This is a genomic window from Chishuiella changwenlii (assembly GCF_900142565.1).
Lineage (GTDB): Bacteria > Bacteroidota > Bacteroidia > Flavobacteriales > Weeksellaceae > Empedobacter > Empedobacter changwenlii.
In genome coordinates this window covers 25,177-50,643 of sequence record NZ_FRBH01000006.1, presented here as the reverse complement: position 1 = coordinate 50,643, position 25,467 = coordinate 25,177, and the positions used below count along the sequence as shown (strand labels likewise).

Here is a 25,467-nt window from a genome sequence, read left to right as displayed (position 1 = left end):
TAGCTTTACTTTTAATTGAATACTTTATTAATTACCTCTTCGAAAATTGCAGCCCAACGTTTACTAGAACCTGGAGCTGTAGCAGCACTTTCTGATGGAGAAACCACGTCGAATGGATATTTTCTTAATTTACGTAAGATATATGTCCAAGCTCCCATGTTTTCTGGCTCTTCTTGTGCCCAAATTAATTTAGCTTTACCGTATTGAGAAATGATCTCTTCAACTTTCTTTTCATTTAAAGGATATAATTGCTCTAAACGAATAATTGCTGTTTCTTGATCACCTAACTCTTGACGTTTTTTATCTAAATCGTAGAAGATTTTTCCTGAACAGAAAACTACTTTCTTCACTTTTTTAGCATCTACAGTAGCATCATCTATAATTTCTTGGAATGTTCCTGTTGAGAAATCTTCTAATTTAGATACTGCTAATGGATGACGTAATAATGATTTTGGAGACATTACTACTAATGGTTTTCTGTAATTTGTAACAACCTGTCTTCTTAATAAATGGAAGAAGTTTGCAGGAGTTGTAATGTTTGCGATAAACATATTATTACTTGCACACATTTGTAAGAAACGCTCTAAACGTGCTGATGAATGCTCTGCTCCTTGACCTTCGTAACCATGAGGCAATAACATCACTAATCCGTTTTGTAATCTCCATTTGTCTTCTGCAGCAGAGATATATTGGTCGATAACAATTTGTGCTCCATTTACGAAATCACCAAATTGAGCTTCCCAAATAGTTAAGGCTTTAGGATTTGCCATTGCATATCCATAGTCAAAACCTAATACTGCATACTCAGATAATAATGAGTTGTAAATTCTTAATTTACCTTGCTCATCATTAATATTGTTTAATAAAATAATTTCTTCTTCTGTGTCTTCAGTTTTTACAACTGCATGACGATGAGAGAAAGTTCCACGTTCTACATCTTCTCCAGATACACGAACATTTCTACCATCTGTTAAGATAGATCCAAAAGCTAAAGCTTCACCTAATCCCCAGTCGATTTTATCTTCGTCAATCATTTTTCCACGTCCTTCTATCAAACGAGAAACTTTCTTGATTAATTTTTTACCTTCTGGAACAGTTGAAATAGTTTTTGCTATTTCTTTTAATTTTTCAATATCGTAAGCTGTATTTGCTGCTTCAAAAACCTCTGTATCTCTAGCAATTTCAAAACCTTCCCATTCTTCTGGCATAAAAGGAAAGATACGGTTACGTTCTATTTCTTTTGATGCTTCAAAATTAGTTTCTAATAATGCTTTAAACTCAGCTTCTTTCTGCTTAACAATTTCCTCGCCAATTACACCTTCTTTTAACAATTTTTCTTTGTAAATTTCACGTGGATTTGGGTGCTTAGCTATAATATTGTATAATTTAGGTTGCGTAAATTTAGGCTCATCACCTTCGTTATGTCCGTATTTACGGTATCCTAATAAATCTATAAAAATATCAGATCCAAATTCTGCACGGTAATCTGCTGCAAAACGGAATGCGTGAACAACCGCTTCAACATCATCAGAATTTACGTGCATTACAGGAGACAATGTTACTTTAGCTACATCTGTACAATAAGTTGATGTACGTGCATCTAAATAGTTCGTTGTAAAACCAACTTGATTGTTTACAACTACGTGTACTGTTCCACCTGTTTTATATCCATCCAATCCTGCCATTTGCACAACTTCGTAAACAATACCTTGTCCAGCAACAGCTGCATCACCATGAATAAGAATTGGAATAATTTTAGAATAATCTTCGTTATAATCTTCTTCTGCTTTAGCACGAGCAATACCTTCTACAACTGCATCTACAGTTTCTAAGTGAGATGGATTTGGTGCTAAATTAATTAAGATATCTTTCCCGTTATGAGCTTTGATTGTATTAGAAGATCCCATGTGATATTTAACATCACCAGCAACTAAGTCTGTATCAAAAGCTTTTCCTTCGAATTCAGAAAAGATTTGAGAATAAGATTTTCCAAAAATATTAGCTAAAACGTTAAGACGTCCTCTGTGCGCCATACCAACGATAACTTCTTCAACTCCATGCTCAGCAGATTTGTTGATTAAAGTATCTAATGCAGGAATTAAAGATTCGTTTCCTTCTACAGAAAAACGTTTTTGTCCTACATATTTAGTATGCATAAAGTTTTCGAAAGCAGTTGCTTCGTTCAACTTTTCTAACACACGTTCTTTTTCCTCTTTTGATAATTTTGGTTGATTTAAATTTTGGTTTAACCAGTTTTGAATCCAACCAATTTTTTGAGGGTCTCTAACATACATATACTCAATACCAATAGATTGGCAGTACATGTTATCTAAGTGTCCAATGATTTCACGTAAAGTGATTGGCCCACCAATACCTAAAATTTCTCCAGCATTGAATGTTAAATCTAAATCAGCATCAGATAAACCAAAGTTCTTGATGTCTAAAGAAGGTTCAAAAATTCTACGCTCTCTAACTGGGTTAGTTTTAGTAAACAAATGTCCACGATTACGATAAGCATCAATTAAATTGATTACTTTAAACTCTTTCTGTACATTATCAGGAACCTGAGAGACAACAGTTGGATTTACAACTGCTTGTGCTGTTTGGCTACCTTTGTTTACTGTTTGAGCTGCTGGTGCAAATAATGGCTCTCCATCATATGTTGCATTTGCAAAGTCATATCCTTGGAAAAAAGCTTTCCAACTCGGTTCAATACTATCCGGATATTGGATGTATTGATCATATAAGTCGCCTATAAACTCTAAATGAGCGGCATTTAAAAACGAAAAACGATCCATAAATTTTACTCTCTATGAGATTTAGTTACAAAACTAAACTATTTAAGGTTTTAAAAAAAATTACTTTTATCATATTTATCTTATGTAGCCATAAAAATATATTATAGTCAAATAATTATTACATTTGATAAATATTTATGAACGATTTAAACATTTAGATGCAAAACTTTATAACAAAAGGGCTAAACAACAGATGGATTGGGTTTTTTATTATTTTTATTTTTTTTGTTATAACAATTTGGTCAAGTAACAAAATTGTCCAAGAGTTTAAAAAAGAAGAGCATCAACGTGTCGAAAATTACGCAAAGTCTTTAGAATTAATAACTTCAAGTGATTTTTTAGACTCAAAAACACAAGATTTTCTGTTTAAATTGATCGAAGATAATAAAACAATTCCTGTCGCTTTAGTTGATGAAAAAGGTAATATTTCTGATACAAAAAACATAGATCGATCGATTACGGAAGATTCTGCTCGATTGAAACACTTTGTTAATGAAATGAAAAAATCTGATCAGATAATTGAGGTCGAATTAATCGGAAGTAAAAATTATGTTTATTTCAAAAACTCTAAATTACTTAATCAATTACGATATTATCCTTTTATTATTATCCTTTTAATTATTTCCTTTTTCGGATTTACTTACTGGTATTTTAAAACTGTAAGAGAAACAGAAAAAAGTTTCTTATGGGCTGGTATGGCAAAAGAAACGGCTCATCAAATTGGTACACCCTTATCTTCTTTAATGGGTTGGGTAGAATTGTTAAAGTTAGAAAATATTGATCCGACAACTGTTGATGAAATCGAAAAAGATGTTGATCGTCTGAATCATATCGCAAATCGTTTTTCTAAAATTGGATCAAGATCAGAGCTTACTAAAAATAACATTGTTGGTACAACTCAGCAAACGGTAAATTATATCTCGCAACGTATTTCAAAAGGAATTGAAGTTAATTTTAAGACAGATGTAGAAGAGTTTAATATAAAATTAAACGAATCACTTTATAGTTGGGTGATTGAAAACCTGATGAAAAATGCAGCTGATGCTATGCAAAATAAAGGTGTACTAGATATTATAATTTATACACAAAATAAGTACGTAGAGATTTCTATAAAAGATACTGGTTCTGGAATCCCATCTAAATTACAAAAGAAAATATTTGAACCAGGTTTTACAACAAAAAAACGTGGTTGGGGATTAGGTTTGTCTTTGGCAAAAAGGATTATAGAAGAATATCACAATGGAAAAATATTTGTTGCTAAATCCACTAAAGAAACTGGAACTGAATTTAAAATTTTACTTAGAAAATAAAAAAAATGCTTAGATAATTCTAAGCATTTTTAGTTTATTGATATGCACCTATTGTTGGTGCTGTTGTTCTAGGATTTCCATTATAATCTAACGGATAGTTTTGTGCATAAACTAATTTTCCAGCATTCTTAGCAGGAGAATCTTCCTTTACAGCCAGTTTATTTGCATTATAAGCTGGGTTTGTAAAAATAGGATCCAGTTTTATAGAACCCATAAAATTAGGCGCTGTTGATACATCTAACGTAGAGATATCTGTATTATGAATAATATTTGTATCAAATAAATAGTTAAAGCTTGCACCTTCTGCTCTATCAAAAACAATTGCATTTGGTGTTCTTTGGTTATAGAAAATACAGTTACCAAAAGTTGCTTTTACTAAAGGAAATGTATTTTTATCTTCATCAACATTACTCAAATATAAAGAACGAGCTGGTCCAGCTCCAGTTCCTAAATTAAAGTAGTTAGCAAAAGTAGAATGATAAAATTCGTAAGAACCTCCTCCTTCTATTGCTAAAGTTGATAAATTACTATTATTCATTACTAAATTGTATCCTTTAATTGTCGCATTAGTTGCTAAAATTCCATACGATTGATTATTCACTATTTTAGAGTTGCTAATTTCTAATTGTGCATGATTTACATGTAAACCTGTATTTGCTCCAATTACTTTTGCATAGTTAATTGTTGAAGTACTATTAGGAGCCAATTCAATTTTTTGCCATTGATCTGGTATCGAATCATATTTATTATCATGACGAGCAGAACGGAATTTTACTTCTTCATTTAAAGCTCCATTTACAGTTAATTTAGCATTAGATGCAATTGTTAAGCTTGCTCCTTTCTTAAAATATACCTTTGATCCTTTATCAATTGTTAAATTACTTGTAACCGTTAAATTTCCATCAATAACTTGTGCTTCGTTAGCATTCCAATTTTCAGAGGTAATTGTTGCATCTTTAGGATGGATTTTAGCCTTTTCTATCCAAGATAATAGTTTAATTTTCTTTGTAGAATTTGTTGTTTCAAACGTAATTTCATCATCGTATAATGGATTAGCTGGTGCTTCTTTTGCAGAAACCTCAACAAAAATAAATAAACTATCTTTTTTACGAATCGGAACATTTTCAAAACTTGTTCCCGATTTCCCATCTACATTGATGTTGAAAAAAGATTGTTCTCCTCGTGATAAATATATTTTAGGAATTACTCTATTATCATTTTCTGGATTATAAACTTTTAGTACATAAGTCTCCGATTTTGAGAAATTATAAACCGTATCTACAGAAACTGTATCTCGGTTAAAACTTAACTCAGAAGAAATAGGATCATAATCAAAATCTTCTCTACAAGAATGAAATCCTACCAACGATACTATACCTAATCCAAAAATAAATGTCTTTACATTCATGCTAAATAATGCTTCAATATAACAACAAACAATATTTAAAAGCTTTTATTGTTCTTAAATACAAATATACCGTTTTGATTTTTATAGATAGAAACTTCTAAAAATAGTTGTGTAAATAAGTAAAATGTTTATCTTTGCACACGAAAAAATTGTGTACAAGAAGTGCAGATTTAATTTTAAGAAGCCCATTACACTCGAAATTAAATTTGCTTAACGTATTAATTTAGAATAATATTATCATTTTTTGATTGTAAATTTCTATAAATAATATTATCTTTGCACTCCAATAGAATTAACAAGAAGATTTTAAAGAAATGAAAAAAGATATCCACCCAACAAATTATCGTTTAGTAGCATTTAAAGATATGTCTAACGAAGAAGTATTTATTACTAAGTCTTGTGCAGATACTAAAGACACTTTAGAAATTGACGGAGTAGAATACCCATTAATCAAAATGGAGATTTCTTCTTCTTCTCACCCATTCTACACAGGAAAATCTAAATTAGTTGATACAGCTGGTCGTATCGATAAATTTAGAACTAAATACGCTAAAAAAGGATAATAAAATAATTAGCGAATATTATTTCGTTATTTTTTATCATAAAATATATAGAAAACCTGTAAGAAATTCTTACAGGTTTTTTGCGTTTAATTCGGTTTTAAGTTTAAATTTGTATCGCTAAAAAAATATCATCGTATGTCATTATTCGACAATACTCAATTTGCATTCGAATCTAAATCGGATAAAGATTTAAAGAAGGCATATTATTTATATAAATTAATAGGAAGCCCTACTTTAACAAGCTTTGGAACAAGCTTTTTTAAATTACCTTTCGCTGTAGATTTACCATTTGTAAAAACTGCAATACGCGAAACAATATATAAACAATTTGTTGGAGGAGAAACTCCAGAAGAAAGTGTTCTTGTTGCAAACAAATTATTTAAATATCATGTAAGTTCTATCTTAGATTATTCTATAGAGGGATTAACAGAGGAAAAACAATTTGATGAAGTACGAAATGTTATTTTACATTTAGTAGATGTAGCAAAAGACAATCCTTCTATTCCTTTTGTTGTTTTTAAACCAACTGCATTCGGAAAAATTGATTTATTTGAAAAGGTCGGAAAAAAACAAACTTTAACTCCTGAAGAGGAAAAAGCTTGGAGTAACGTTCGCCAACGTTTCGAAGCCGTTTGTCAGAAAGGATATGATTTAGATGTTAATATCATGATTGATGCAGAAGAAACTTGGATGCAAGATGCTGCTGATGATTTAACAGATGAAATGATGGTAAAATTCAACACAAAACGTGCGTTGATTTGGAATACATTACAAATATACCGTCATGATCGTTTTGCCTACTTAAAAGAAATGTTTGCGAAAGCTGAACGTGAAAATTACTACTTAGGTTACAAAATAGTACGTGGTGCTTATATGGAAAAAGAACGTGCTCGTGCGCAAGTACAAGGTTACCCTTCTCCTATACAACCAAACAAAGAAGCATCGGACAGAGATTACAATGCTACTTTAGAGTTTATTACTGCTAATCATAATCGTTTTGGTTTATTTGCAGGAACACATAATGAAGAAAGTTCTGAACTGTTAATTAAATTAATGAATGAGCACGGAATAGCGAAAAATAATCCAAATTTCTGGTTTGGTCAATTATTCGGAATGAGTGATAATATTTCTTTTAATTTAGCTCATTTAGGATATAATATTGCTAAATATTTACCTTACGGTCCTATAAAAGAAGTAATGCCTTACTTAATGCGTCGTGCACAAGAAAACACTTCTGTTGCTGGACAAACAGGTCGCGAATTATCTTTGATTGAAAAAGAATTAGAACGTCGTAAAAAATCTAAATAATTAAGATTTCTTAATAAAATATAAAACCACTCCTATTTGAGTGGTTTTTTTATGATTAAAAATCTATTTCTAAAGAGATTCCTGTTAGCTCTTCACTTAATTGCCAAAGTTTTTGAGCAGTTACTTGATCAAGAGAATACCTTTTAACTCCAGTAGAAAATGTATTATAATTATTAAGTGTATCATCTAAATCTAAAGGAGCTATATTTACATTTTCACAATACAATCCTCCAATATTATCTAACATAGAATTTGTTGCACACCATATTATTGTTAAAAATTCTTCTACTATAACTTTTTTTGGAGATAATTCTATATTATTTCTATCTACAAGAATGTAAGGATTTACAGCAAAACTTCTTATGTTATGTTTCTTACCTAATTCATCTAAAGCTATTGTAAATAAATTCATTGCTGTTTTGGATTGTGCATAAGCTTCTACATCATTAAAATCTTTATAATGATAATTTGGATCACTAAAATTGAACATACTAAATTTATGTTGATAGGAAGATAAATTTATAATCCTAGCTCCTACACTCTCTTTTAATACTGTCCATAATCTTAGTGTAAGATGAAAATGTCCTAAATAATTATGAGACAAATGCAATTCGTCTCCATAATCGTCTTTATAATAATTATATAAACTTATTTCTTCATTATTTATAAGTAAATCCAATGATGAATCTGTCTGTAAAAAATCATCTGAAAAAGCTTCTATATTTTTTAAGTTTGTTAAATCAACTTCTTCAATCTGAATATTTGGAAAATCTATCAAGTTCATTTTTGCTTGTTCCAAATTTGGAGTTGTAACAATTACATTCGCTTCTAATTGTGCTAATGTTTTTGCAACTTCCAATCCTCTTCCTTTACATCCTCCAGTTATTATTACTGTCTTTTCTTTTAAATTAATTCCATTTGTTATGTCATTAAGATGAGATAAGTAATTAAACTTTGTATCTAAAGGTTTTTGTAGAATAGATGAATTTTTCATAATTACAATAATTTTATTCAGTTATCTCAATCCAATTTCTTTCAGGATCTTCAACAATACTTTCATAATAACCATCTCCAGTAGTTCTTGGCTCACCAATTACTGTATAACCATCATTTCTTAATTTATTCGTTAAGTCATCTACTTTTTCTTTACTCCCTACAGAAATTGCTATATGTGCAAAACCTTGTAACATATCTCTCTTAAATTCATTCAAAAATAGATCTGGTTTATGCATCAGCTCTATCCTAGTTTTATTTAGACCATTAAAACTTAAAAAATATGATTGAAAATGCTTTGCAATATTCATATATTTTTTTCCACTAGACATCTCAAAATAGGTTTCATAAAAATTTTTCATCAACTCTAAATCGCTCACCCATATCGCTATATGTTCTATTCTCATAAATAATACATTTTACATGTTGCAAATTAATGCAAATTTGCATTAATTTGCAACATGTAAATACGAATAAAATTTTTATGAATTCTTTAAAAAAAATAAAAAAAGCGAAAATAGCAACACAACTAATTTTTTTAGTCTGTGGATTAGGATTATCTAGTTGGGCACCAATGGTACCGATTGTAAAAAATAATCTAAATCTGAATGAAGCTAATTTAGGTGTTGTATTACTAATGTTAGGACTAGGAGCACTTATTATGATGCCTATTTCTGGGTATTTAATAAATAGATTTGGCAGTAGAAAAATTATAGCAATAGGGACAATTGTAATAGCAATAACATTACCTGTTTTATTAATTACACCTTCGTATTATGGAATACTTCTCACTTTATTTGTTTTTGGTTGCGGTGTAGGAACTGTTGATGTAGCGATGAATTCGCATGGTATACAAGTACAAAATACTTTTGAAAAGCAAATTATGTCTTCGCTTCATGGTCTATTTAGTGTTGGAGGAATAATAGGTTCTTTGGGATTGGGTTTGTTAATTAAAATGGGGTTATCTCCTCTGTTATCAGCAATTGTAATTTCTATTACTTTAATAATATTAATTATAAGTCAATATAAAAATCTATTTGATTATCAATTTGAAAAAGATACGATTAATCGATTTATAGAGAAAACTGAAAAAGAAGAAAACAATAATTCAAAAAGCTTCCAATGGTTAAATAAAACAGTATTGTTATTAGGATTTATGTGTTTTACAGTATTTCTTTCAGAGGGAGCAATGCTAGATTGGAGTGCTCTTTTTCTTAAAAACACAAAGAGTGTAGCTGTTGAGTTTGCAGGAATTGGTTATGCTTTTTTCTCTATTTCTATGGCAATAATGAGATTATTAGGAGATAAGCTAGTCGAAAAATTAAACTCTAAAATAATTGTTATTGGAGGAAGCATTCTATCTATTATAGGATTATTTTTTATGGTTTTTTCTTTTTATATTCCTCTTGTTTTAATTGGATTTGTATTACTAGGTATTGGAGCATCTAATATTGTTCCTATATTTTTTAGTGAAGGCGGTCGTATCTCAGGAATATCGCCAAACATTTCAATTCCAGCTATAACAACAATGGGCTATGCAGGTCAACTTGTAGGACCAGCATTATTAGGTTTTATAGCACATCTTTATACGATGGAGATTGCATTTATAACTATTGCAGGGCTTATGCTTTTGGTGGCAATAATTTACAGTTTAAAAAAATAAAACATGCTAAAGGAAGAGCGTTTTGAAATAATATTAAAAAAATTAGAATTAGAAGGTAATGTAACTTATCAAGGATTTACATCGGTTTTAGATGTTTCCGAAGATACTGTTAGGAGAGATATTGATTATTTACATAAAAATGGGCTTTTAACGAAAGTAAGAGGAGGTGCATTATTAAGAAGTAAAGATCCATTATCATTTCAAGAAAGAGAATCTATTTCTACAAAAGAAAAAGATGTTATAGCATTAAAAGCGCAACAGTTTATTAAAAATGGAATGACAATTTTTATGGATGGTGGTACAACTATTTGTGCAATAGTCAACAACTTGGCAAAAGACACAAACATTCGAGTTATTACTAACAATCCTAAATTAATTCCAATAATTGTAGATTTCCCTCATATCGAGCTCATTATTTTAGGTGGTAAATATTATAAAGATCCTGCGGTTACTGCTGGTGCTGGTACGTGTTTAGAAGTAAATAACTATATCGCAGATTTATATTTTTTAGGGACATGCGCTCTTAATCATCAAGAAGGTGTAACTGCCATTTATAAAGAAGATGCGGAAGTTAAACGAATTATGGTAAAATGCTCTAAAAAAGTAATTGCTTTAGCGGATGAGAATAAACTAAGATCAAAGGAAACATTTAAAGCATGTGATATAGAACATATAGATACAATTATTACTAATCTTCCTAGTAATGATGAACAATTGAATGACTTTAGAGGTTTAGATATACAAATTGTATAAAATAAAAACTTTACTAAAAGCAATCATTCTTTATTTGAAGTATAAAAGCCGTTACAAAATTAGTGACGGCTTTTATTATTATTAAAAATCTAATATTATAAAAATCATAGAATCTTCTTCTGCTGTAACTTGATGAATAACCTTTGGAGGGATTATGTATTCATCAAATTCATTTAAATCTACTTCTTCTATTTTCGAGTCTAAATGGATTGAACCTTTTATCATAATTATTCTTGCTTGCGCAGGTAATTGATGATCAATCATTTTTAATCCTTTCTTTAATCCTACAACCACAACGCGAGTATCTTTATTTCTAAATAAAATTTTCACGATTGGTTTGTCCTTAAATTCTATATTATCTAAAATGGTATGTAACATAATTCTAATTTTTGTGGAATGAAAAAATTTAACTCTTAATCAATTTTTACAATACAATAATTTATCCATATTTATCTGAATAGAAAAATATCAATGTTAAATTATTTAAGTTTGAATACAAGCGTTGCTTTTCTTAACTTGCTAGCTCAATACAATAAAATGAATACGACTTATTTTGCTGAAATTATTTTACCTCTTTCGTTAGATGGAACGTTTACGTATCATCTTTCTGAAACAGATTTACAGCAGATAAAAATTGGACAACGTGTTTCTGTTCCTTTCGGAACGCAAAAACTATACACGGGAATTGTACATTCTATTCATCAAAACAAACCCGAATTATATAAAACAAAAGCTATTCATGCTTTTTTAGATGATGAACCATTGGTAACACAAACGCAGATTAATTTTTGGGAATGGATAGCCAATTACTACGTTTGTTCTTTGGGAGATGTTTTCCGAAATGCTTTTCCTTCTGCTTTAAAATTAGAGTCGCAAACTTTTGTTCGTTTAATTAATCCTAATTACGAAACAATAGAAGAATTAAACGATTACGAATTCTTAGTTTTTGAGGCTTTAAAATTACGTGAGATTATTTCGGTAGAAGAAGCAGCTTTAATTGTAGATGATAAATCTGCAATTCCAACATTAAAACTATTAATTGATAAAGGAATTATTAGGTTAGATGAAAAACTAAGCGAAAAATATACGCCAAAAATTGATAATTATGTTCGATTACATCCCGATTTAAAAGGGAATGAGCAGCAATTTATGGAAGTCCTAAATCAGTTGAGTAAAGCTCCAAAACAACGTGAAGCATTATTACAATTAATTACTTTAGAAACTCAATTACAAGATAAATTATTAAAAGTTGCTGATTTTGTAAAACAAGGAGCTACAAATGCTGTCATTAAAAGTTTAGCCGAAAAAGGAGCTGTAGAGATTTATCAAAATCAAACTTCTCGTGTAGAAAATGAGGAAAAAGATATTACAGAAATTTCACAGTTAACTTTAAAACAAACTGAAGCTTTTAATCAAATAAAAGAAGAGTTTAAAACAAAATCAACTGTTTTACTTCATGGTGTAACATCTAGTGGAAAAACAGAAATCTATTTAAAATTAATAGAACAGGTTATCGCAAAACGTAATAAAGTATTGTATTTGTTACCCGAAATTTCGGTTACCACACAAATTGTTCATCGAATAAAAAAACATTTCGGAGATAAAGTTGGAGTGTATCATTCTAAATTTAATCAGAACGAACGTGTAGAACTTTGGCAAAAAACCTTAAATGGTGATTTTGATATTATCATTGGTCCACGCACTGCTCTTTTTTTACCTTTTGATAATTTAGGACTTGTTATTGTAGACGAAGAACATGAATCTTCTTACAAACAAATGGATATAAAACCATTTTTCCACGCACGCGATATGGCAATGTTATTGGGTGGAATGATGAATGCCAAAACCTTGTTGGGTTCTGCTACTCCTTCTGCAGAAAGCTACTATAATGCAAAAAATGGTAAATATGGTTACATCGAATTAAATGAACGTTTTGGACAAATTAAATTACCAGAAATTAATTTAATCGATTTAAAGAAAGCGCAAAAAGAGAAAGAAATAACCGAAGATATTTCGCATACTTTACGAGATGAAATTTTTGAACAACTGAACCATAAAAAGCAAGTTATTCTATTTCAGAATCGTCGTGGTTATGCTCCTATTATGGAATGTAAATCATGTGGGCATACTCCAGAATGTCCAAATTGTGATGTTAGTTTAACCTACCATAAATTCTCTAACCAATTAAAATGTCATTATTGTGGTTATGCACAAGCTAAACCATTACGTTGTGTAAGTTGTGGCTCGCATGAGTTAAATACAAAAGGAATTGGAACAGAACAAATAGAACAACAGATACAGACCATTTTTCCAGAAGCAAAAGTTAGAAGAATGGATGTAGATGCTATGCGAGGGAAATTTGCTTATGAAAAATTAATAGAAGATTTCGAAAATAAAGAAATTGATATCTTAATTGGAACACAAATGATTACCAAAGGTTTTGATTTTGGTAACGTAAATTTTGTTGGAGTTATACGTGCAGATTCTTTGCTTAATTTTCCTGATTTTAGAGCGCATGAAAAAGCTTTTCAATTGTTAACACAAGTTGCAGGAAGAGCAGGAAGAAGAGATGAGCAAGGAAAGGTATTAATACAATCTTTTCAGCCCGAACATCAAATTTTACAGAATGTTACAACGTACAGCTATGCGCCAACAATGAAGGATATTTTATACGAACGAAAAGAGTTTTTATATCCTCCTTATTCTAGATTAATAAAGCTTCGTTTTAAACATAAAAACAAAGAACGATTAGATAAAACTGCTGAGCAATTGGTTATTTTATTAAAATCTAATTTTGATGCTCGTTGTTTATTAGGTCCAGAAGCTCCATCAATTGGTCGAATTAATAATTTGTATATAACAGATGTTATGATAAAAATTCGTCCTAATCAATCACCTCAAAAAGTGAAAGATTTAATTCGAGCAAAAATTAATCAGTTGCATACAATCGCTGCATTTCGTTCAGTTAGAATAGATGTAGATGTAGATCCAGTATAAGTTTATATATTCAATAAAAATTAAAAAATCCTTACAACAGAATTGTAAGGATTTTTTAATTAGGCTTCTAATATTTTCTTTTTTTCTACATCAAATTCTTCTTGTGTAAGAATACCTGCATCTAAAAGTTCTTTTATATCTAAGAGCGCCTTTTTCTTATCTGATAAATCTTTAATTGTTGGTTGAACAGGTTGACTAACCACTCCATCTTCTATGGCGTTCGTCTTTGCTCCAAACTCAATTAAATTACTCGTAATCTCATTATATCCATTCATATTCGAGTAATCAATTGGTTTTTGCTCTAGTACATTTGCAATATCAGTTTTTGCTCCATTTGTTAAGAGAAAACGTAAAATATCTTTCTTACCATAAGCAGCTGCATAATGTAAAGCTGTATTACCAGACGCATCTTGTTTATTTACATCTGCTCCGTTATCTAATAATAACTTCACTAACGAAAGATAACCCAATTTAGAGGCTGTTTGTAGCAATGTTTCACCTGCATAATGAGATTCAAAACCAAGTATAAAAGTTCTTGTTCCTGTATTCGCAATTAATTTTTGAATATAATTCCCATCTTTTCCGTCCCATGCATCAACACTTCTAGCATAATCTGGCGATAGGCCTTTGTTTAAAAATAATGCAACTAATTCTTTTAAATTTGCTCCAACAGCATACCAAACGGGTGAAATTCCTTCTCTTGATTCTGTAAAAATATCTGCACCTTGTTCTATTAATCGCTCACATACTATACGGTTTCCTAGTTTAGCTGCTAAAAGCAAAGGGCCTTCGTTTAAATCATTTAATTGGTTTACTTGCGATCCGTTATCCAACAGAAGCGAAACAATTGGAATACTGTTTAGTTGTATAGCTAAGTTTAATGGCGTATTTCCATTTTTATCTGTATAATTACTATCTGCTCCATTTTGAATCAATACTTTTACTACAGGTAAAAATTTATGTTCTATTGCAATTAATAAGGGTGAAATAGCATTTTGATTAAGTCCATTAACATCTAACCCTAAAGAAATTAATTTTTCTGCGATATCCTGCTGACCAGTTTGTGCTACAATATGCAATAAAGAATTTCCTTTGAAATCGTTAATTTCCCAATTCGCTCCTTGATCTAATAAATAATTAGATGCCTGTTTTTGTTTATTAATGATAGAAAAAAACAAAGGAGTTTCACCGTTGTGATCTTCATAATTAATATCTGTACCATTTTCTACAAGTTTTTTTACAATATCTGTATAACCTTGATAAGCGGCATAATGTAAAGCTGTTCTTCCTTTTTCATCTGTATATTTTACATCTACTTGATTATTCTCAAGAAGAATTTCTGCGATTTTTCTTTTTCCTCCTTCGCAGGCTACTAAAAATGACTGTGACATAGTATTATTTTTCGAGTAAGGTTTCTACAATTTTTGATTTCATATTATCTCCCATCGCATAATCAATGGCTTTTTTATCAAACCTATCTTCTATTGACGAGTCAGCTCCTGCTTTTAATAAATACCTTACTTTTCTGTATAAATCTTTTGCTACCGCTTCTTCATAATTCGGATTTATTTGACAAACTTTTATTAGAATGGTTTGCCCATCGTTATTAATTTCATTTACATCTATTAAATCTTTATCCAATAAAAGCTTCAGTAATTCTGATGGTTTTTCTATGACCCAGTCTAACCCAGATTTTTCTTTATCATAGTATTTTGATGTCGCAGATAAAGTTGCTCCATTATCTAATAAAAGCATCAACATTTCATTATCTGTATCACTTGCTTGAGAATATTTTAAGAAACCATTTAATAAATTTTCTCCTTCTTTATTTAATAGATTAAAATCTGGTGTACCATATTCTAAAAACAATCGTAATAATTCTAGATTTTTACTGTAAGCACTTACGTAAAATAGTGGCGATATTCCTTTATTATCCACAGCATTTACATCTGCACCGTTATCTAATAATAATTTTATTGTTTCAGGCTTTACAATATAATTGTTTTCTAACGCAACATATAATGGTGTTTTTTTAACGATGTCTTCTTTGTTAACATCGATTCCATTGTCTATTAGAAAAGAACTAATGTAATGTGTGTAATTTTCTGTTCTATTTTGTCTTTGAGACAAAGCGATGTGTAAATAGTTTTGCTCTGCTCTATTATGGAAATCTTGTTTAATTCCATTTTGAAATATTGCTTCAACAATCTCTAGTGGGAAACCATTTTCTAATGCGTAAGACAAAATGTTATATCCTGCTAACTCTTCATTAATATCGTCTAATGCATTTAAAAACTTTTCAAAATGAGGAAGATATTCTGCTAAATCATCAGTATTAAAATATTTTGTTTGAGAAATAATTGGACTCAATAATCTATCATCAAAAGAATCATATTCAAATAATTCTGTATTTATTAATTCATGGTCTATCATATAATCAAAGACTTTCCACTTTTTGTTTTGCATGACAGTAGTTAAGAGTTGTTCTCTTTTATCTGCTGGAATAATTTTATAGTTTTCTGTTAAATATAGAATTAATTCTTCTTCAGAATCATTGTATATCGTATTGAAAAAGTTTTGTTGATTGAATTCTGACATTTTCTTATATTTTTTATACTTTTTGTAAAAAATGAACTCTATGCAATTTACAAAACAATATTAAAAATGGTTAATCAACGGTTTTACGAAACGGATATAAAACTGAAAATTAAGTACTTCACAAAAACATCAACTACTTAATTAACAACAATATAAGACAGGTAAATAATAAAAAGTTAAAGTTGTGCTAATTATAATATTACTCGAAATAACGTTTATTGAAGTAATAAAAAAATCCGCCTCTTACAAAGTAAAAGACGGATTAATTAATTAAAAATCTAATTAGATTATTTTATCTGAACACGAATTCCTTCGCTTTGCGCACTTAATTCTGGTGCATACATATTTTGCATAGAAGTAATTCCATTAGAGAAATTACCTGCATTGTTTGCTTTTAAATCATATTCGAAAACATAAGTTCCTTTACGCATATAATCTGAGAAGAAGTTTGTTGCAGCATCACGTGTACTTTCATAATAACCGAATTCTCCTTTCCATTTATAACCAGAAAGAACATTTACTGGTTCAAAACCACTTGCTCTCATATCTTTAATATGAACAAATTGCATATTTCTATCAATTGAAATCTCTAAACGAACTGTAACAACATCACCAACTTTTATTGGCGTTTGAGCTGTAATTTCTTTTAGAACTGGTCCATTAGCAGAATTTTGTTTTAGATATAATTTCTTATTAAACTTAACACCTGTTTCGGCAGTTTTAATTTTATCTAAATCTTCAAAATATTGCCAATACATTGCTCCCCATGCTACACCTGGAGATGTTTTAGAAACTTCTACTTTCCCCATATCAGATTTTACTTCTTCTTTATTCCAAGAAGTTTTTACATAACCAGATCCGGCTTGAGCATTTTTATCTAAATCTATTGTTTGGTTTCCTAATTTTACAGTGATTCCTTTGTCTGCATCTACCCAAGATTTACCAAAATTCATTAAGGCATAAACTGCTTTTGTAGTTGCTTTTGTTGAATTCCATTGATTTGTTTGACGGTTTTTTAATAACCAAACTTTCATTTCTTCAACAGATTTTTCATCTTTTAAAACCTCATCAAATGCTTCAATTAACATTGCTTGCGTTTCTACTGGAGCTTGGTACCAGAACCATCCAGATTGATTTGCTTTCCAATACATTCCCATCTCGTCTGAAAGAACTGCTTTCTCTTTTACAGCATTCATTGTAATTTTTGCTGTTGGTTGCATTCCAAAACGATTCATTACAATTGCAGCCATTGCTGTTTGTTGCAATGATAAATCTAATTTTTTATCATTCAGATTTTTCAACATCGCCGTTTTCATCTCTTCCAACTCTTTCGACATTGGTACTTCATTTAAGAAGAAAGAGCGAGCATATAAGTAATGTAAACCATCTGAGTAAACAATATCTTTAAACGATTTTTGGTCTTTCTTAAATTCTTTAAATCGCTTTAAGTTTTCTGCATCAATATACTGAATTGCTTTTTTAACCAATGGATTAACGTCAATTCCAAATGTATTAAAATTAACATCCATTTTCTTTAAATTACCAAATCCAGCTACAATATGCGTTGTGATATATTCGTTTGGACGACCACCTTCAAACCAAGCGAAACCTCCATTTTCTTGTTGTTTATCTGATAATTTTTGAAAAGCAGATTTCATTTCATTTTGCATTTGGTTTAATTGGAATAAAACCGCAATTTGTTTCATTTGCTCTTCTTCACTTTCTGCATTCTTAACCCAAGGAGTTTCTTCTAAAATGATATTTTTTAATTCTTGGTTCAATTGTAATTTAGATTTCAATTGTCCTTTTTTATTCCAATCATCAAAAACAGCTTTTATTTTTGGATTAGAGTTAATCACTTTTTCTGAAATCATATTTCCATATAAACGAGAGAAAACTTGTTCTGCACATTCGTAAGGATACTCACGTAAATAAGGCAAAGAGAAAACAGCATACCAAATTGGGTTAGTAGTCATTTCAAACGTTAATTTGAAATTATCTAACGATGTCGATTTGTTATTGATTAAATTATCAAACTTAAATGTCTTGTTTTGTCCTTCTTTTACATAAATAGGTAAAGTTTCTGTTACCAACATTCTATTTGTTAAGATAGGTAATGCCGATTCTTCTCCATCTGAGAAATCTCCTGCAGATGCAACTACTCTGTAAACAACAGCAGAAATATTTTTAGGAACATCTATTGTCCAAGTAACTTGGTCTGATTTTCCTTTTTCTACTGAAAAGTTTTGTATTGCATTCGTTAAACTAAACTTAGCATCTATTGGTTGATTTGTAAATGCATCAAACAACATTAATTTTGCTGAACCAACTAAAGTTTTGTCAGATAAATTATTAATTTTTGACGAAATTGAAATCTTATCACCTTCTCTTAAAAATCTTGGCATATTTGGAACAACCATTAAATCTTTCTGTGTACGAACATTTTGTTCTAAATATCCAGTCTTAAGATCTGTTGTATGTGCCAACGCCATAAATTTCCACTCTGTTAAACTTTCTGGTGTTGTAAACTCTATAATTACATTTCCATTTGCATCCGTTTTTAAATTTGGATAAAAGAAAGCTGTTTCATTAAGATTTGTACGCGCTTGTACATTATCTAATGCTTTACTTGCTCCTGCTTTTGTTGTAATAATAACTACTCCATTCGCTCCTCTTGCACCATATAATGCTGTTGCAGAAGCATCTTTTAATACTTGTATATTTTGTACATCTGCTTCTTTAAAATCTGTAGGAATTTTATCAAACGGAACTCCATCTATAACATACAATGGATTATTCCCATTTTCTGATAAAGAAGACAGTCCACGAATAATAAATTTATCAGCAGATCCTGGAGCACTAGAAGCCGTCACTACCTCTTGTAAATCAATCCCATCAACACTTCCTGATAATTGATCTGAAAGAGACATTTCTGCTTGTTCAGATGCATTTGGCATTACAGCAGATTTTCTCATCATCATTGTTCGATTCATTCTGTATTGGTTGAAAGTAAAATCGAACAAGTTTAAACTTAAACCATTGTAAGCATTTTGGTAAAAATTGTACTTATTCTGGTAATAAATTGTTCTTGATGTATTCGTTGCATAAAAATTAGATAAATAATACTGGTAATTACGACGAGGATTAGTAATGTTATATACATTAAAATCTAACGAATTAGACGCAAATTGGTCTAAAGAAGCATCATACATTCCTGCTAAAACCTCAGCGGAAACTTTATCTTTAGTTGCTCCTTCAATTTTTAATTGCCATTTTTCTTTTGCTCCTGGCGTTAATTTATCTCGCAATACTTCAGCCGTAACTTTTAATTCTTTATTTGTAAAAGGAACTGGTAATGTTAAACCTCCAGATTGTACATCATTAAACTTAGTTAAAACATAATTTAAATAAATACCTCCTCTATACTCTTCTTTAATCGGAATTTCTATTCTAGATTTTTTATCTACATCTAAGTATCCTTTTTCTATTACTTTTTGATTTGCTTCTATTTCATAATAAACTGTTGTTCCTTTAGAACCAGATTTAAAATCAATTTTTGCAACATCACCTGGCTGGTAAGATGTTTTATCTTGTGAAACGGCTAAGATTGTTTTAATCTCGTTTGCTTTCTTTTCATTAGAAATATAAACTAAACGTTCTACTTCTACTTTTTGTGTTCCGTCTAAAACAAAACCTTTTACAACATAATACCCTTCTTCTAAATTAGTTGCTCCACTAAACTTTATTTCATTAGAAACTTTTGTATCAAAATCTGCTTCGAAAACTTTTTTATTCGTTGTCCACTTTTTCGAATCCATCTCGTCTCCATAAGGCTCGTTTGGAAAGATTTTCTTAAATTCTTCTTTTGTATAAAAATTATAATCTGTTACAAATTTCTGACGACGAACAACTTCTTTTGGTGCATTTAAAGAATAAATTTCTACATGCCCTTTTCCATCTAATTTTTCATCGTTTAGATTTTTAACATCAACTTTAAATGATTTTAATTGTTCAACATTTGTTTTATCTGCAATGTTAACATTTAATACCATTCTTGTATCACCTACTTTTACAACAGAAGAAGTAGATTGTGTTTCTCCGTTAATATCCGTTACAGAAACTTCTATAGAATAAGAATATATTCTTAATTCATCTTTCTTTTTCTCTGAAGCTGGTTTTGCATCAAACGTAAAATTAAATTTACCTTCTGCATCCGTTGTAGCTTCTCCAACCTTTATTTCTTCTCTTTGTCCACGATTGTTTGGTATAGATCTATACCATGGCCAAAATGTAAATAATTCTTGACGGAAAACTCGGTAGCTTACTTTTGCGTTGTCTATAGTTGCTCCTGAAAATGCTATTGCTTTTCCATCAACTTTTACTTGATCGTTTAAACTATAAACTCCTTTATTTTTTTCTATCTCAACTTCAAATTTTGGACGTTTATATTCTTCAACTAGTATTGAGTAATAACCATAATCATTGTCATCATCTTCTGCAGTAATAACAAAGCTTCCTGTTAAACCAGAAGCTGGTAAAACAAAACTTCCATTTGCAGAACCAAATTCATTTGTTGTAACATCTACTTTTGATACTTCTTTATCATTTACATCTTTTAAAACAAAAGTTATGCTTTTGTTTGGTATAACATTTCTGGTTTTATCTTTTAAACTGTAAAAAATTCCTTTAAAATAAACTGTTTGTCCTGGGCGATAAATTGCTCTATCAGTAAATATTTTCACATCTTTTTCTACTCCATTGTCAGAACCGTATCTATTTCTATAAAAAGAAGATGAATAAACAGCATGCTCATTTTTTACACGAAATTCAAAACCTCTCCAATCTTCTGGAAGTATAATCTCTCCATTTTTATTAGATACGAAAGTTTTTGTTTCCTTTTTATTATAATTCGTCGTATTTAAAACCTCAACAGAAATATTATTTTCTGGTTTACCTGTTTCTCTATTTACAACAAACAACTGATTGTTTATAGGATTAATTGCATATTTAGAAACTCCAATATCTATAAAGTCAATATCATCATCTTTTGTAATTTTAAAAGAAGCATCATTAGAAAACAAAATAATATAACGTCCACTAGCTAATGGGTTTAATTTTGCAACTGTAGAGTGAGATTGATAATCATCAAAAGATTTTAAATCTATTGCATACTCTTCTACAACTTTTAATCTATTTAAAAATTCTTGTGCTTGACGAATACGATTGTCATTGTAAACGTATAATGACTGTTGTTTTGAATCATCTTCAAAACCTACATTATATGCTAACACTTTTACATAAATCTTATTAAAATTTTTGTGAGTTATTTTAATAGGAGAGTTTTTATTCTCTATTAAATATTTCTCTGCATCAACTTTAAATTCTTTCGATTTTATTTTACCTACTAAATTATCTAATTGAGTTTTCTCACTAGAATTCGGAAAGTTTTTTGTTACATCTTGCTGAATAGCAAAAATTTGATTGATATTTTGTAATTTACTTTCATCTAACGCATACAAATCTGTTGCTAAAGAATATTGGATATAAGCTGTAAACCAAGCTGTTGGATACTTTTTTACTAAAGCTTCCTTTTGTTTGATGAAATCTGCTGTAGAAAACTCTGATCTTCTACTATCCAATAAATTCAATTCATTGTATAAAATAGCATTCGGATTATTTGCTTTTAAATTAATCCCTACTAAATCACTGTATAGTTCTTTTATTTTAACCTGACCATCTTCTCTTTTTAGATAATTGATGTACTCGTAAACTAAAACATCATAAACAGTTGGTGTTAAATCTATTTGTTTATTATCAATATTAGTATTATCAACATCTTGCAAAATCATTTTATAATCTATTGATTTTGCTTTAACTAATTCATTTTTAACAGAAATTGATTTTGAAAAATAATCCACAATTGTTTTCTTAAATGTTTCTTCTGTCCAGAAGCGAACATCATTAGATGATTGATTTTCTACATTTGTTCTGCTATCAATTTTCCAACGATTTTCGTTGTAATAAGCATTATACAATTGTGCCAAATATGAATTTACAATAGCATCATTGACTTTTGATTTTCCTGTTAATTCTTTTTTAAACAAATCAAACACAAAATTCACATCGTCTTTTTCGTCTGTTGTTGCAAATTTTATCTTTGATTCGTAAAACAAAGCTTTTAAATAACTTGCTTGGTTATTTTCTTTTCGAGATAAATCTTTGATTAAATCTATTTTGGGTTGAAGAGATTTAAATTGACCATTCTGCAATTCTAATTCAACTTCCTTCCATTTTTGATCAATCGATTGGGACTGAGCCATAAGCATCGTATTGGTTAAAATGAATACTAAATACAAAATTTGTTTCATGATTGTTTACTTTATAGAGTAGATGCAATATACGGAAAAAAGGTTGCTTTGACATGTAAAAAAAATGTCAAGTTGCTGAAAATCTGTTTAAAAAACATAAAAAAAACCTGAATGTTTCCATTCAGGTTTTTCTTAAAATTTTAAAAAATTATATTTTATAAATCTTCGACATCCATGTCGTCATCGATTTGTAAGTCATTTAAATCAGAATCATTATCAAAATCCATGTCATCATCTTCATCTAAATCAACAACAATATCCTTTTTAGGAGCTTTTAATGGCATTGATCCGAAACGATAAACTGTTAAAGGATAATTAAGAACCGCAGGTTTATCTTCTATTGCAATTAATTCTGCAACGAAAGTCCACATTTCGAAAAAATCGTACACAAACATCATGCGATCTCCAACTTCAGCAAAAGCTTCTTTGATATAAAAATCAGCCATTGTTTCGTCGGTTCCATCATCAGACATATCTTCTAATGGAATTTCTTTTCCTTGATTTCCTTCTTCGTCCAAGTTATAGAAAGAAGCTAATTCTTCTCCTTGTAAACTAAAAGCACTTATAATACCTTTATATAACGTGAATAAAGTTTGTTTTTCTTTAATTTCTATGTCTCTAAATACATCCTCCTTTGCATCAAGGAAAACACGAATTTTATATATCACTTTCTAAATATTTTTCGGTTCCAAATTTAAATCTTTTCCTAAATTAATTACAAATTTTAGAGCAGAATTATAATTATTTTCTACTTCTCCTTCTAAAATTGCTTCCTTTATAGCATTCTTAAGAATACCAATTTCTTTTCCTGGTTGAATATCAAAAATTTCCATGATTTCTTCTCCAGTAATTGGTGGTTGAAAATTACGAACTCTATCTCGTTCTTCAACATCTTTTATCTTTTGCTCTACAACTTCAAAATTTTGTTTAAAACGTTTCTGTTTCTTTTCGTTTTTAGTTGTAATATCAGCTTTACAAAGTGTAATTAAGTCGTCAAAATCTTCTCCAGCATCAAATAATAAACGTCTTAAAGCAGAATCTGTTGCATCATCTGTAACAACTGCTATTGGACGAGAACTCATCATGACCATTTTTTTGACAAATTTCATTTGATTACTCATTGGTAATTTTAATCTTCTAAAAATTTGTACAACCATTTTAGATCCTACAAATTCGTGCGAATGAAAAGTCCAACCAACTTTTTTATCAAAACGTTTTGTTACAGCTTTTCCTACATCATGTAATAAAGCTGCCCAACGTAACCAAACATTATCAGTATTAACAGATATATTGTCAACCACTTCTAATGTATGATAGAAATTATCTTTATGTTTTTGTCCCTCAACCTCTTCAATTCCTTTTAAGGCAATTAATTCCGGTAAGATATGTTGTAATAATCCCGATTGTTCTAACAACAATAATCCTACCGAAGGTTTATCTGTCATCATTATTTTTTGAAATTCGTCCATTACACGTTCAAAAGAAACAATGTTAATGCGCTCTGAATTATCAATAATTGCTTGAAAAGATTTTTCTTCTATTTCAAAATCTAATTGTGCAGCAAAACGAATAGCTCTCATCATTCTTAATGGATCATCAGAATAAGTAACGTTTGGCTCCAATGGAGTTTTTATTATTTTCTTATTTAAATCTTCTACTCCATTAAATGGATCTATTAATTCACCAAATGTAGCTTTGTTCATTGAGATTGCTAACGTATTAATGGTAAAATCTCTACGTTTTTGATCATCTTCTAATGTACCATCTTCTACATGTGGTTTTCTGCTATCTTCTGAATAACTTTCTTTACGAGCACCAACAAACTCTAAGTCTGTATCTTTATATTTAAACATTGCTGTTCCAAATCTTTTAAAGACTGAAACTTGGGATGTATTTCCTAATGTATTTGATAATTCTTTTGCTAATAAAATTCCGTTTCCAACGGTTACAAAATCTATATCTTTTTTATGACCACGATTTAATAAATAATCGCGAACAAATCCTCCTACAACATAAGTTTCCTGGTCGATTTTTTCGGCAACCTCGGCAACGCTTTTAAAAATTGGATTTGATACAGCTTCTATTATTTTCATTCTGCAAAAGTAAACGATTTGATGAAAAAAACTACTCTCTGATAACTTTTACTTGATTATCTAATCCTAATTTTATAATTGTTGAGGCAGTAAACTGAGGCACAAACGTTTTCGCTTCATCTACAATATAATCTACTATCTTAATTATTTCTTCACTCACTTCTTTAAAAACCTTAGGAGAAGACTCTCCTGATAAGTTTGCCGAAGTAGAAACAATTGGTCCTCCTAGTTTTCCTATTATTTTCTTACAAAATAAATCATCTGTTAATCGGATTGCAATCGTATTGTCTTCTGCAACCAAAGATGCTGGTAAACCTTTCGGATTATCGTATATAATAGTAATTGGTTTCTCATTTAAATCTATCAAATCCCAAGCTAATTCTGGAACCTCAACAATATCTTGTAACATTTTTGGAGAATCAACTAAAATAATCAACGATTTTGAAGATGGTCTATTCTTGATTTGATAAATTTTTTCGATCGCATCTTCATTCTTTGCATCACAACCTAATCCTAGAATAGTATCTGTAGGATATAAAATAGTCTCTCCTTCTTTTAGTCTTGCTACAATTTCGTTTATGTCTGACATTTTGTTGTAATTTTGTTACAAATATA

General features: G+C 29.8%; 17 protein-coding genes. 6 read left to right on the top strand and 11 right to left on the bottom strand.

Annotated elements, in window-relative coordinates:
- Positions 1-11: 11 nt before the first annotated feature.
- On the bottom strand, positions 12-2,798 hold the full coding sequence (locus BUA86_RS08095; RefSeq protein ID WP_072931572.1) for a 2-oxoglutarate dehydrogenase E1 component: 2,787 nt from the start codon (positions 2,796-2,798) through the stop codon (positions 12-14).
- A gap of 158 nt (positions 2,799-2,956) precedes the next feature.
- Here BUA86_RS08095 and BUA86_RS08090 point away from each other — a divergent pair, with 158 nt between their 5' ends.
- Entirely contained in the window at positions 2,957-4,108 is a 1,152-nt protein-coding gene (locus BUA86_RS08090; RefSeq protein ID WP_072931570.1) for a sensor histidine kinase, read from the top strand.
- A gap of 34 nt (positions 4,109-4,142) precedes the next feature.
- On the opposite strand, the gene BUA86_RS08085 is transcribed toward BUA86_RS08090, so the two are convergent.
- A complete protein-coding gene (locus BUA86_RS08085) occupies positions 4,143-5,516 on the bottom strand; it encodes a hypothetical protein (RefSeq protein WP_072931568.1) in 1,374 nt (457 codons plus the stop codon).
- A gap of 314 nt (positions 5,517-5,830) precedes the next feature.
- On the opposite strand from BUA86_RS08085, the gene BUA86_RS08080 reads away from it, so the two are divergent.
- Both BUA86_RS08080 and BUA86_RS08075 read left to right on the top strand, forming a co-directional pair.
- Entirely contained in the window at positions 5,831-6,079 is a 249-nt protein-coding gene (locus BUA86_RS08080) for a type B 50S ribosomal protein L31 (RefSeq protein ID WP_072931566.1), read from the top strand.
- 135 nt (positions 6,080-6,214) lie between these two features.
- A complete protein-coding gene (locus BUA86_RS08075; RefSeq protein ID WP_072931564.1) occupies positions 6,215-7,387 on the top strand; it encodes a proline dehydrogenase family protein in 1,173 nt (390 codons plus the stop codon).
- Between the two features lie 55 nt (positions 7,388-7,442).
- Here BUA86_RS08075 and BUA86_RS08070 read toward each other — a convergent pair whose 3' ends face one another.
- Together BUA86_RS08070 and BUA86_RS08065 are read right to left on the bottom strand one after the other, a co-directional pair.
- Complete coding sequence (locus BUA86_RS08070; RefSeq protein WP_072931562.1) at positions 7,443-8,381, bottom strand: SDR family NAD(P)-dependent oxidoreductase; 939 nt, start codon at positions 8,379-8,381, stop codon at positions 7,443-7,445.
- Positions 8,382-8,394: 13 nt separating this feature from the next.
- Positions 8,395-8,787: a VOC family protein gene (locus tag BUA86_RS08065; protein ID WP_072931560.1), complete on the bottom strand. Its 393-nt coding sequence runs from the start codon at positions 8,785-8,787 to the stop codon at positions 8,395-8,397.
- Between the two features lie 77 nt (positions 8,788-8,864).
- Between BUA86_RS08065 and BUA86_RS08060 the strand changes: the two genes are divergently transcribed.
- On the top strand, positions 8,865-10,043 hold the full coding sequence (locus tag BUA86_RS08060; protein ID WP_072931558.1) for an MFS transporter: 1,179 nt from the start codon (positions 8,865-8,867) through the stop codon (positions 10,041-10,043).
- Positions 10,044-10,046: 3 nt separating this feature from the next.
- Positions 10,047-10,796 carry a DeoR/GlpR family DNA-binding transcription regulator gene (locus BUA86_RS08055; RefSeq protein ID WP_072931556.1) on the top strand — a complete coding sequence of 250 codons (750 nt, stop codon included), beginning with the start codon at positions 10,047-10,049 and terminating at the stop codon, positions 10,794-10,796.
- An 81-nt stretch (positions 10,797-10,877) separates the two neighbouring features.
- Here the strand turns inward: BUA86_RS08055 and BUA86_RS08050 are convergent, their stop codons facing one another.
- Positions 10,878-11,174, bottom strand: coding sequence for a cupin domain-containing protein (locus BUA86_RS08050; RefSeq protein WP_072931554.1), 297 nt, complete (start codon positions 11,172-11,174; stop codon positions 10,878-10,880).
- Positions 11,175-11,267: 93 nt separating this feature from the next.
- On the opposite strand from BUA86_RS08050, the gene priA reads away from it, so the two are divergent.
- Positions 11,268-13,793 (top strand): replication restart helicase PriA, encoded by a 2,526-nt coding sequence (priA, locus tag BUA86_RS08045; protein ID WP_244891554.1) that lies wholly within the window; start codon positions 11,268-11,270, stop codon positions 13,791-13,793.
- A gap of 59 nt (positions 13,794-13,852) precedes the next feature.
- Here the strand turns inward: priA and BUA86_RS08040 are convergent, their stop codons facing one another.
- The 6 genes from BUA86_RS08040 to BUA86_RS08015 form a co-directional block, all read right to left on the bottom strand.
- The gene (locus BUA86_RS08040) at positions 13,853-15,184 is read right to left on the bottom strand and encodes an ankyrin repeat domain-containing protein (protein WP_072931552.1); all 1,332 of its coding nucleotides are present in this window, start codon (positions 15,182-15,184) and stop codon (positions 13,853-13,855) included.
- Positions 15,185-15,188: 4 nt separating this feature from the next.
- A complete protein-coding gene (locus BUA86_RS08035; RefSeq protein ID WP_072931550.1) occupies positions 15,189-16,391 on the bottom strand; it encodes an ankyrin repeat domain-containing protein in 1,203 nt (400 codons plus the stop codon).
- Positions 16,392-16,678: 287 nt separating this feature from the next.
- Positions 16,679-22,759, bottom strand: a complete 6,081-nt coding sequence (locus tag BUA86_RS08030; protein WP_083580325.1) for an alpha-2-macroglobulin family protein — start codon at positions 22,757-22,759, stop codon at positions 16,679-16,681.
- A gap of 155 nt (positions 22,760-22,914) precedes the next feature.
- The gene (locus tag BUA86_RS08025) at positions 22,915-23,427 is read right to left on the bottom strand and encodes an IS1096 element passenger TnpR family protein (RefSeq protein ID WP_072931546.1); all 513 of its coding nucleotides are present in this window, start codon (positions 23,425-23,427) and stop codon (positions 22,915-22,917) included.
- A gap of 3 nt (positions 23,428-23,430) precedes the next feature.
- On the bottom strand, positions 23,431-24,852 hold the full coding sequence (locus BUA86_RS08020) for a CCA tRNA nucleotidyltransferase (protein ID WP_072931543.1): 1,422 nt from the start codon (positions 24,850-24,852) through the stop codon (positions 23,431-23,433).
- 31 nt (positions 24,853-24,883) lie between these two features.
- Positions 24,884-25,432, bottom strand: coding sequence for an L-threonylcarbamoyladenylate synthase (locus BUA86_RS08015; RefSeq protein WP_072932024.1), 549 nt, complete (start codon positions 25,430-25,432; stop codon positions 24,884-24,886).
- Positions 25,433-25,467 lie beyond the last annotated feature (35 nt).

Coding starts and splice junctions, on each gene's coding strand:
- BUA86_RS08095 (WP_072931572.1), bottom strand. CDS start 2,798: ATGGATCGTTTTTCGTTTTTAAATGCCGCTCATTTAGAGTTTATAGGC.
- BUA86_RS08090 (WP_072931570.1), top strand. CDS start 2,957: ATGCAAAACTTTATAACAAAAGGGCTAAACAACAGATGGATTGGGTTT.
- BUA86_RS08085 (WP_072931568.1), bottom strand. CDS start 5,516: ATGAATGTAAAGACATTTATTTTTGGATTAGGTATAGTATCGTTGGTA.
- BUA86_RS08080 (WP_072931566.1), top strand. CDS start 5,831: ATGAAAAAAGATATCCACCCAACAAATTATCGTTTAGTAGCATTTAAA.
- BUA86_RS08075 (WP_072931564.1), top strand. CDS start 6,215: ATGTCATTATTCGACAATACTCAATTTGCATTCGAATCTAAATCGGAT.
- BUA86_RS08070 (WP_072931562.1), bottom strand. CDS start 8,381: ATGAAAAATTCATCTATTCTACAAAAACCTTTAGATACAAAGTTTAAT.
- BUA86_RS08065 (WP_072931560.1), bottom strand. CDS start 8,787: ATGAGAATAGAACATATAGCGATATGGGTGAGCGATTTAGAGTTGATG.
- BUA86_RS08060 (WP_072931558.1), top strand. CDS start 8,865: ATGAATTCTTTAAAAAAAATAAAAAAAGCGAAAATAGCAACACAACTA.
- BUA86_RS08055 (WP_072931556.1), top strand. CDS start 10,047: ATGCTAAAGGAAGAGCGTTTTGAAATAATATTAAAAAAATTAGAATTA.
- BUA86_RS08050 (WP_072931554.1), bottom strand. CDS start 11,174: ATGTTACATACCATTTTAGATAATATAGAATTTAAGGACAAACCAATC.
- priA (WP_244891554.1), top strand. CDS start 11,268: ATGTTAAATTATTTAAGTTTGAATACAAGCGTTGCTTTTCTTAACTTG.
- BUA86_RS08040 (WP_072931552.1), bottom strand. CDS start 15,184: ATGTCACAGTCATTTTTAGTAGCCTGCGAAGGAGGAAAAAGAAAAATC.
- BUA86_RS08035 (WP_072931550.1), bottom strand. CDS start 16,391: ATGTCAGAATTCAATCAACAAAACTTTTTCAATACGATATACAATGAT.
- BUA86_RS08030 (WP_083580325.1), bottom strand. CDS start 22,759: ATGAAACAAATTTTGTATTTAGTATTCATTTTAACCAATACGATGCTT.
- BUA86_RS08020 (WP_072931543.1), bottom strand. CDS start 24,852: ATGAAAATAATAGAAGCTGTATCAAATCCAATTTTTAAAAGCGTTGCC.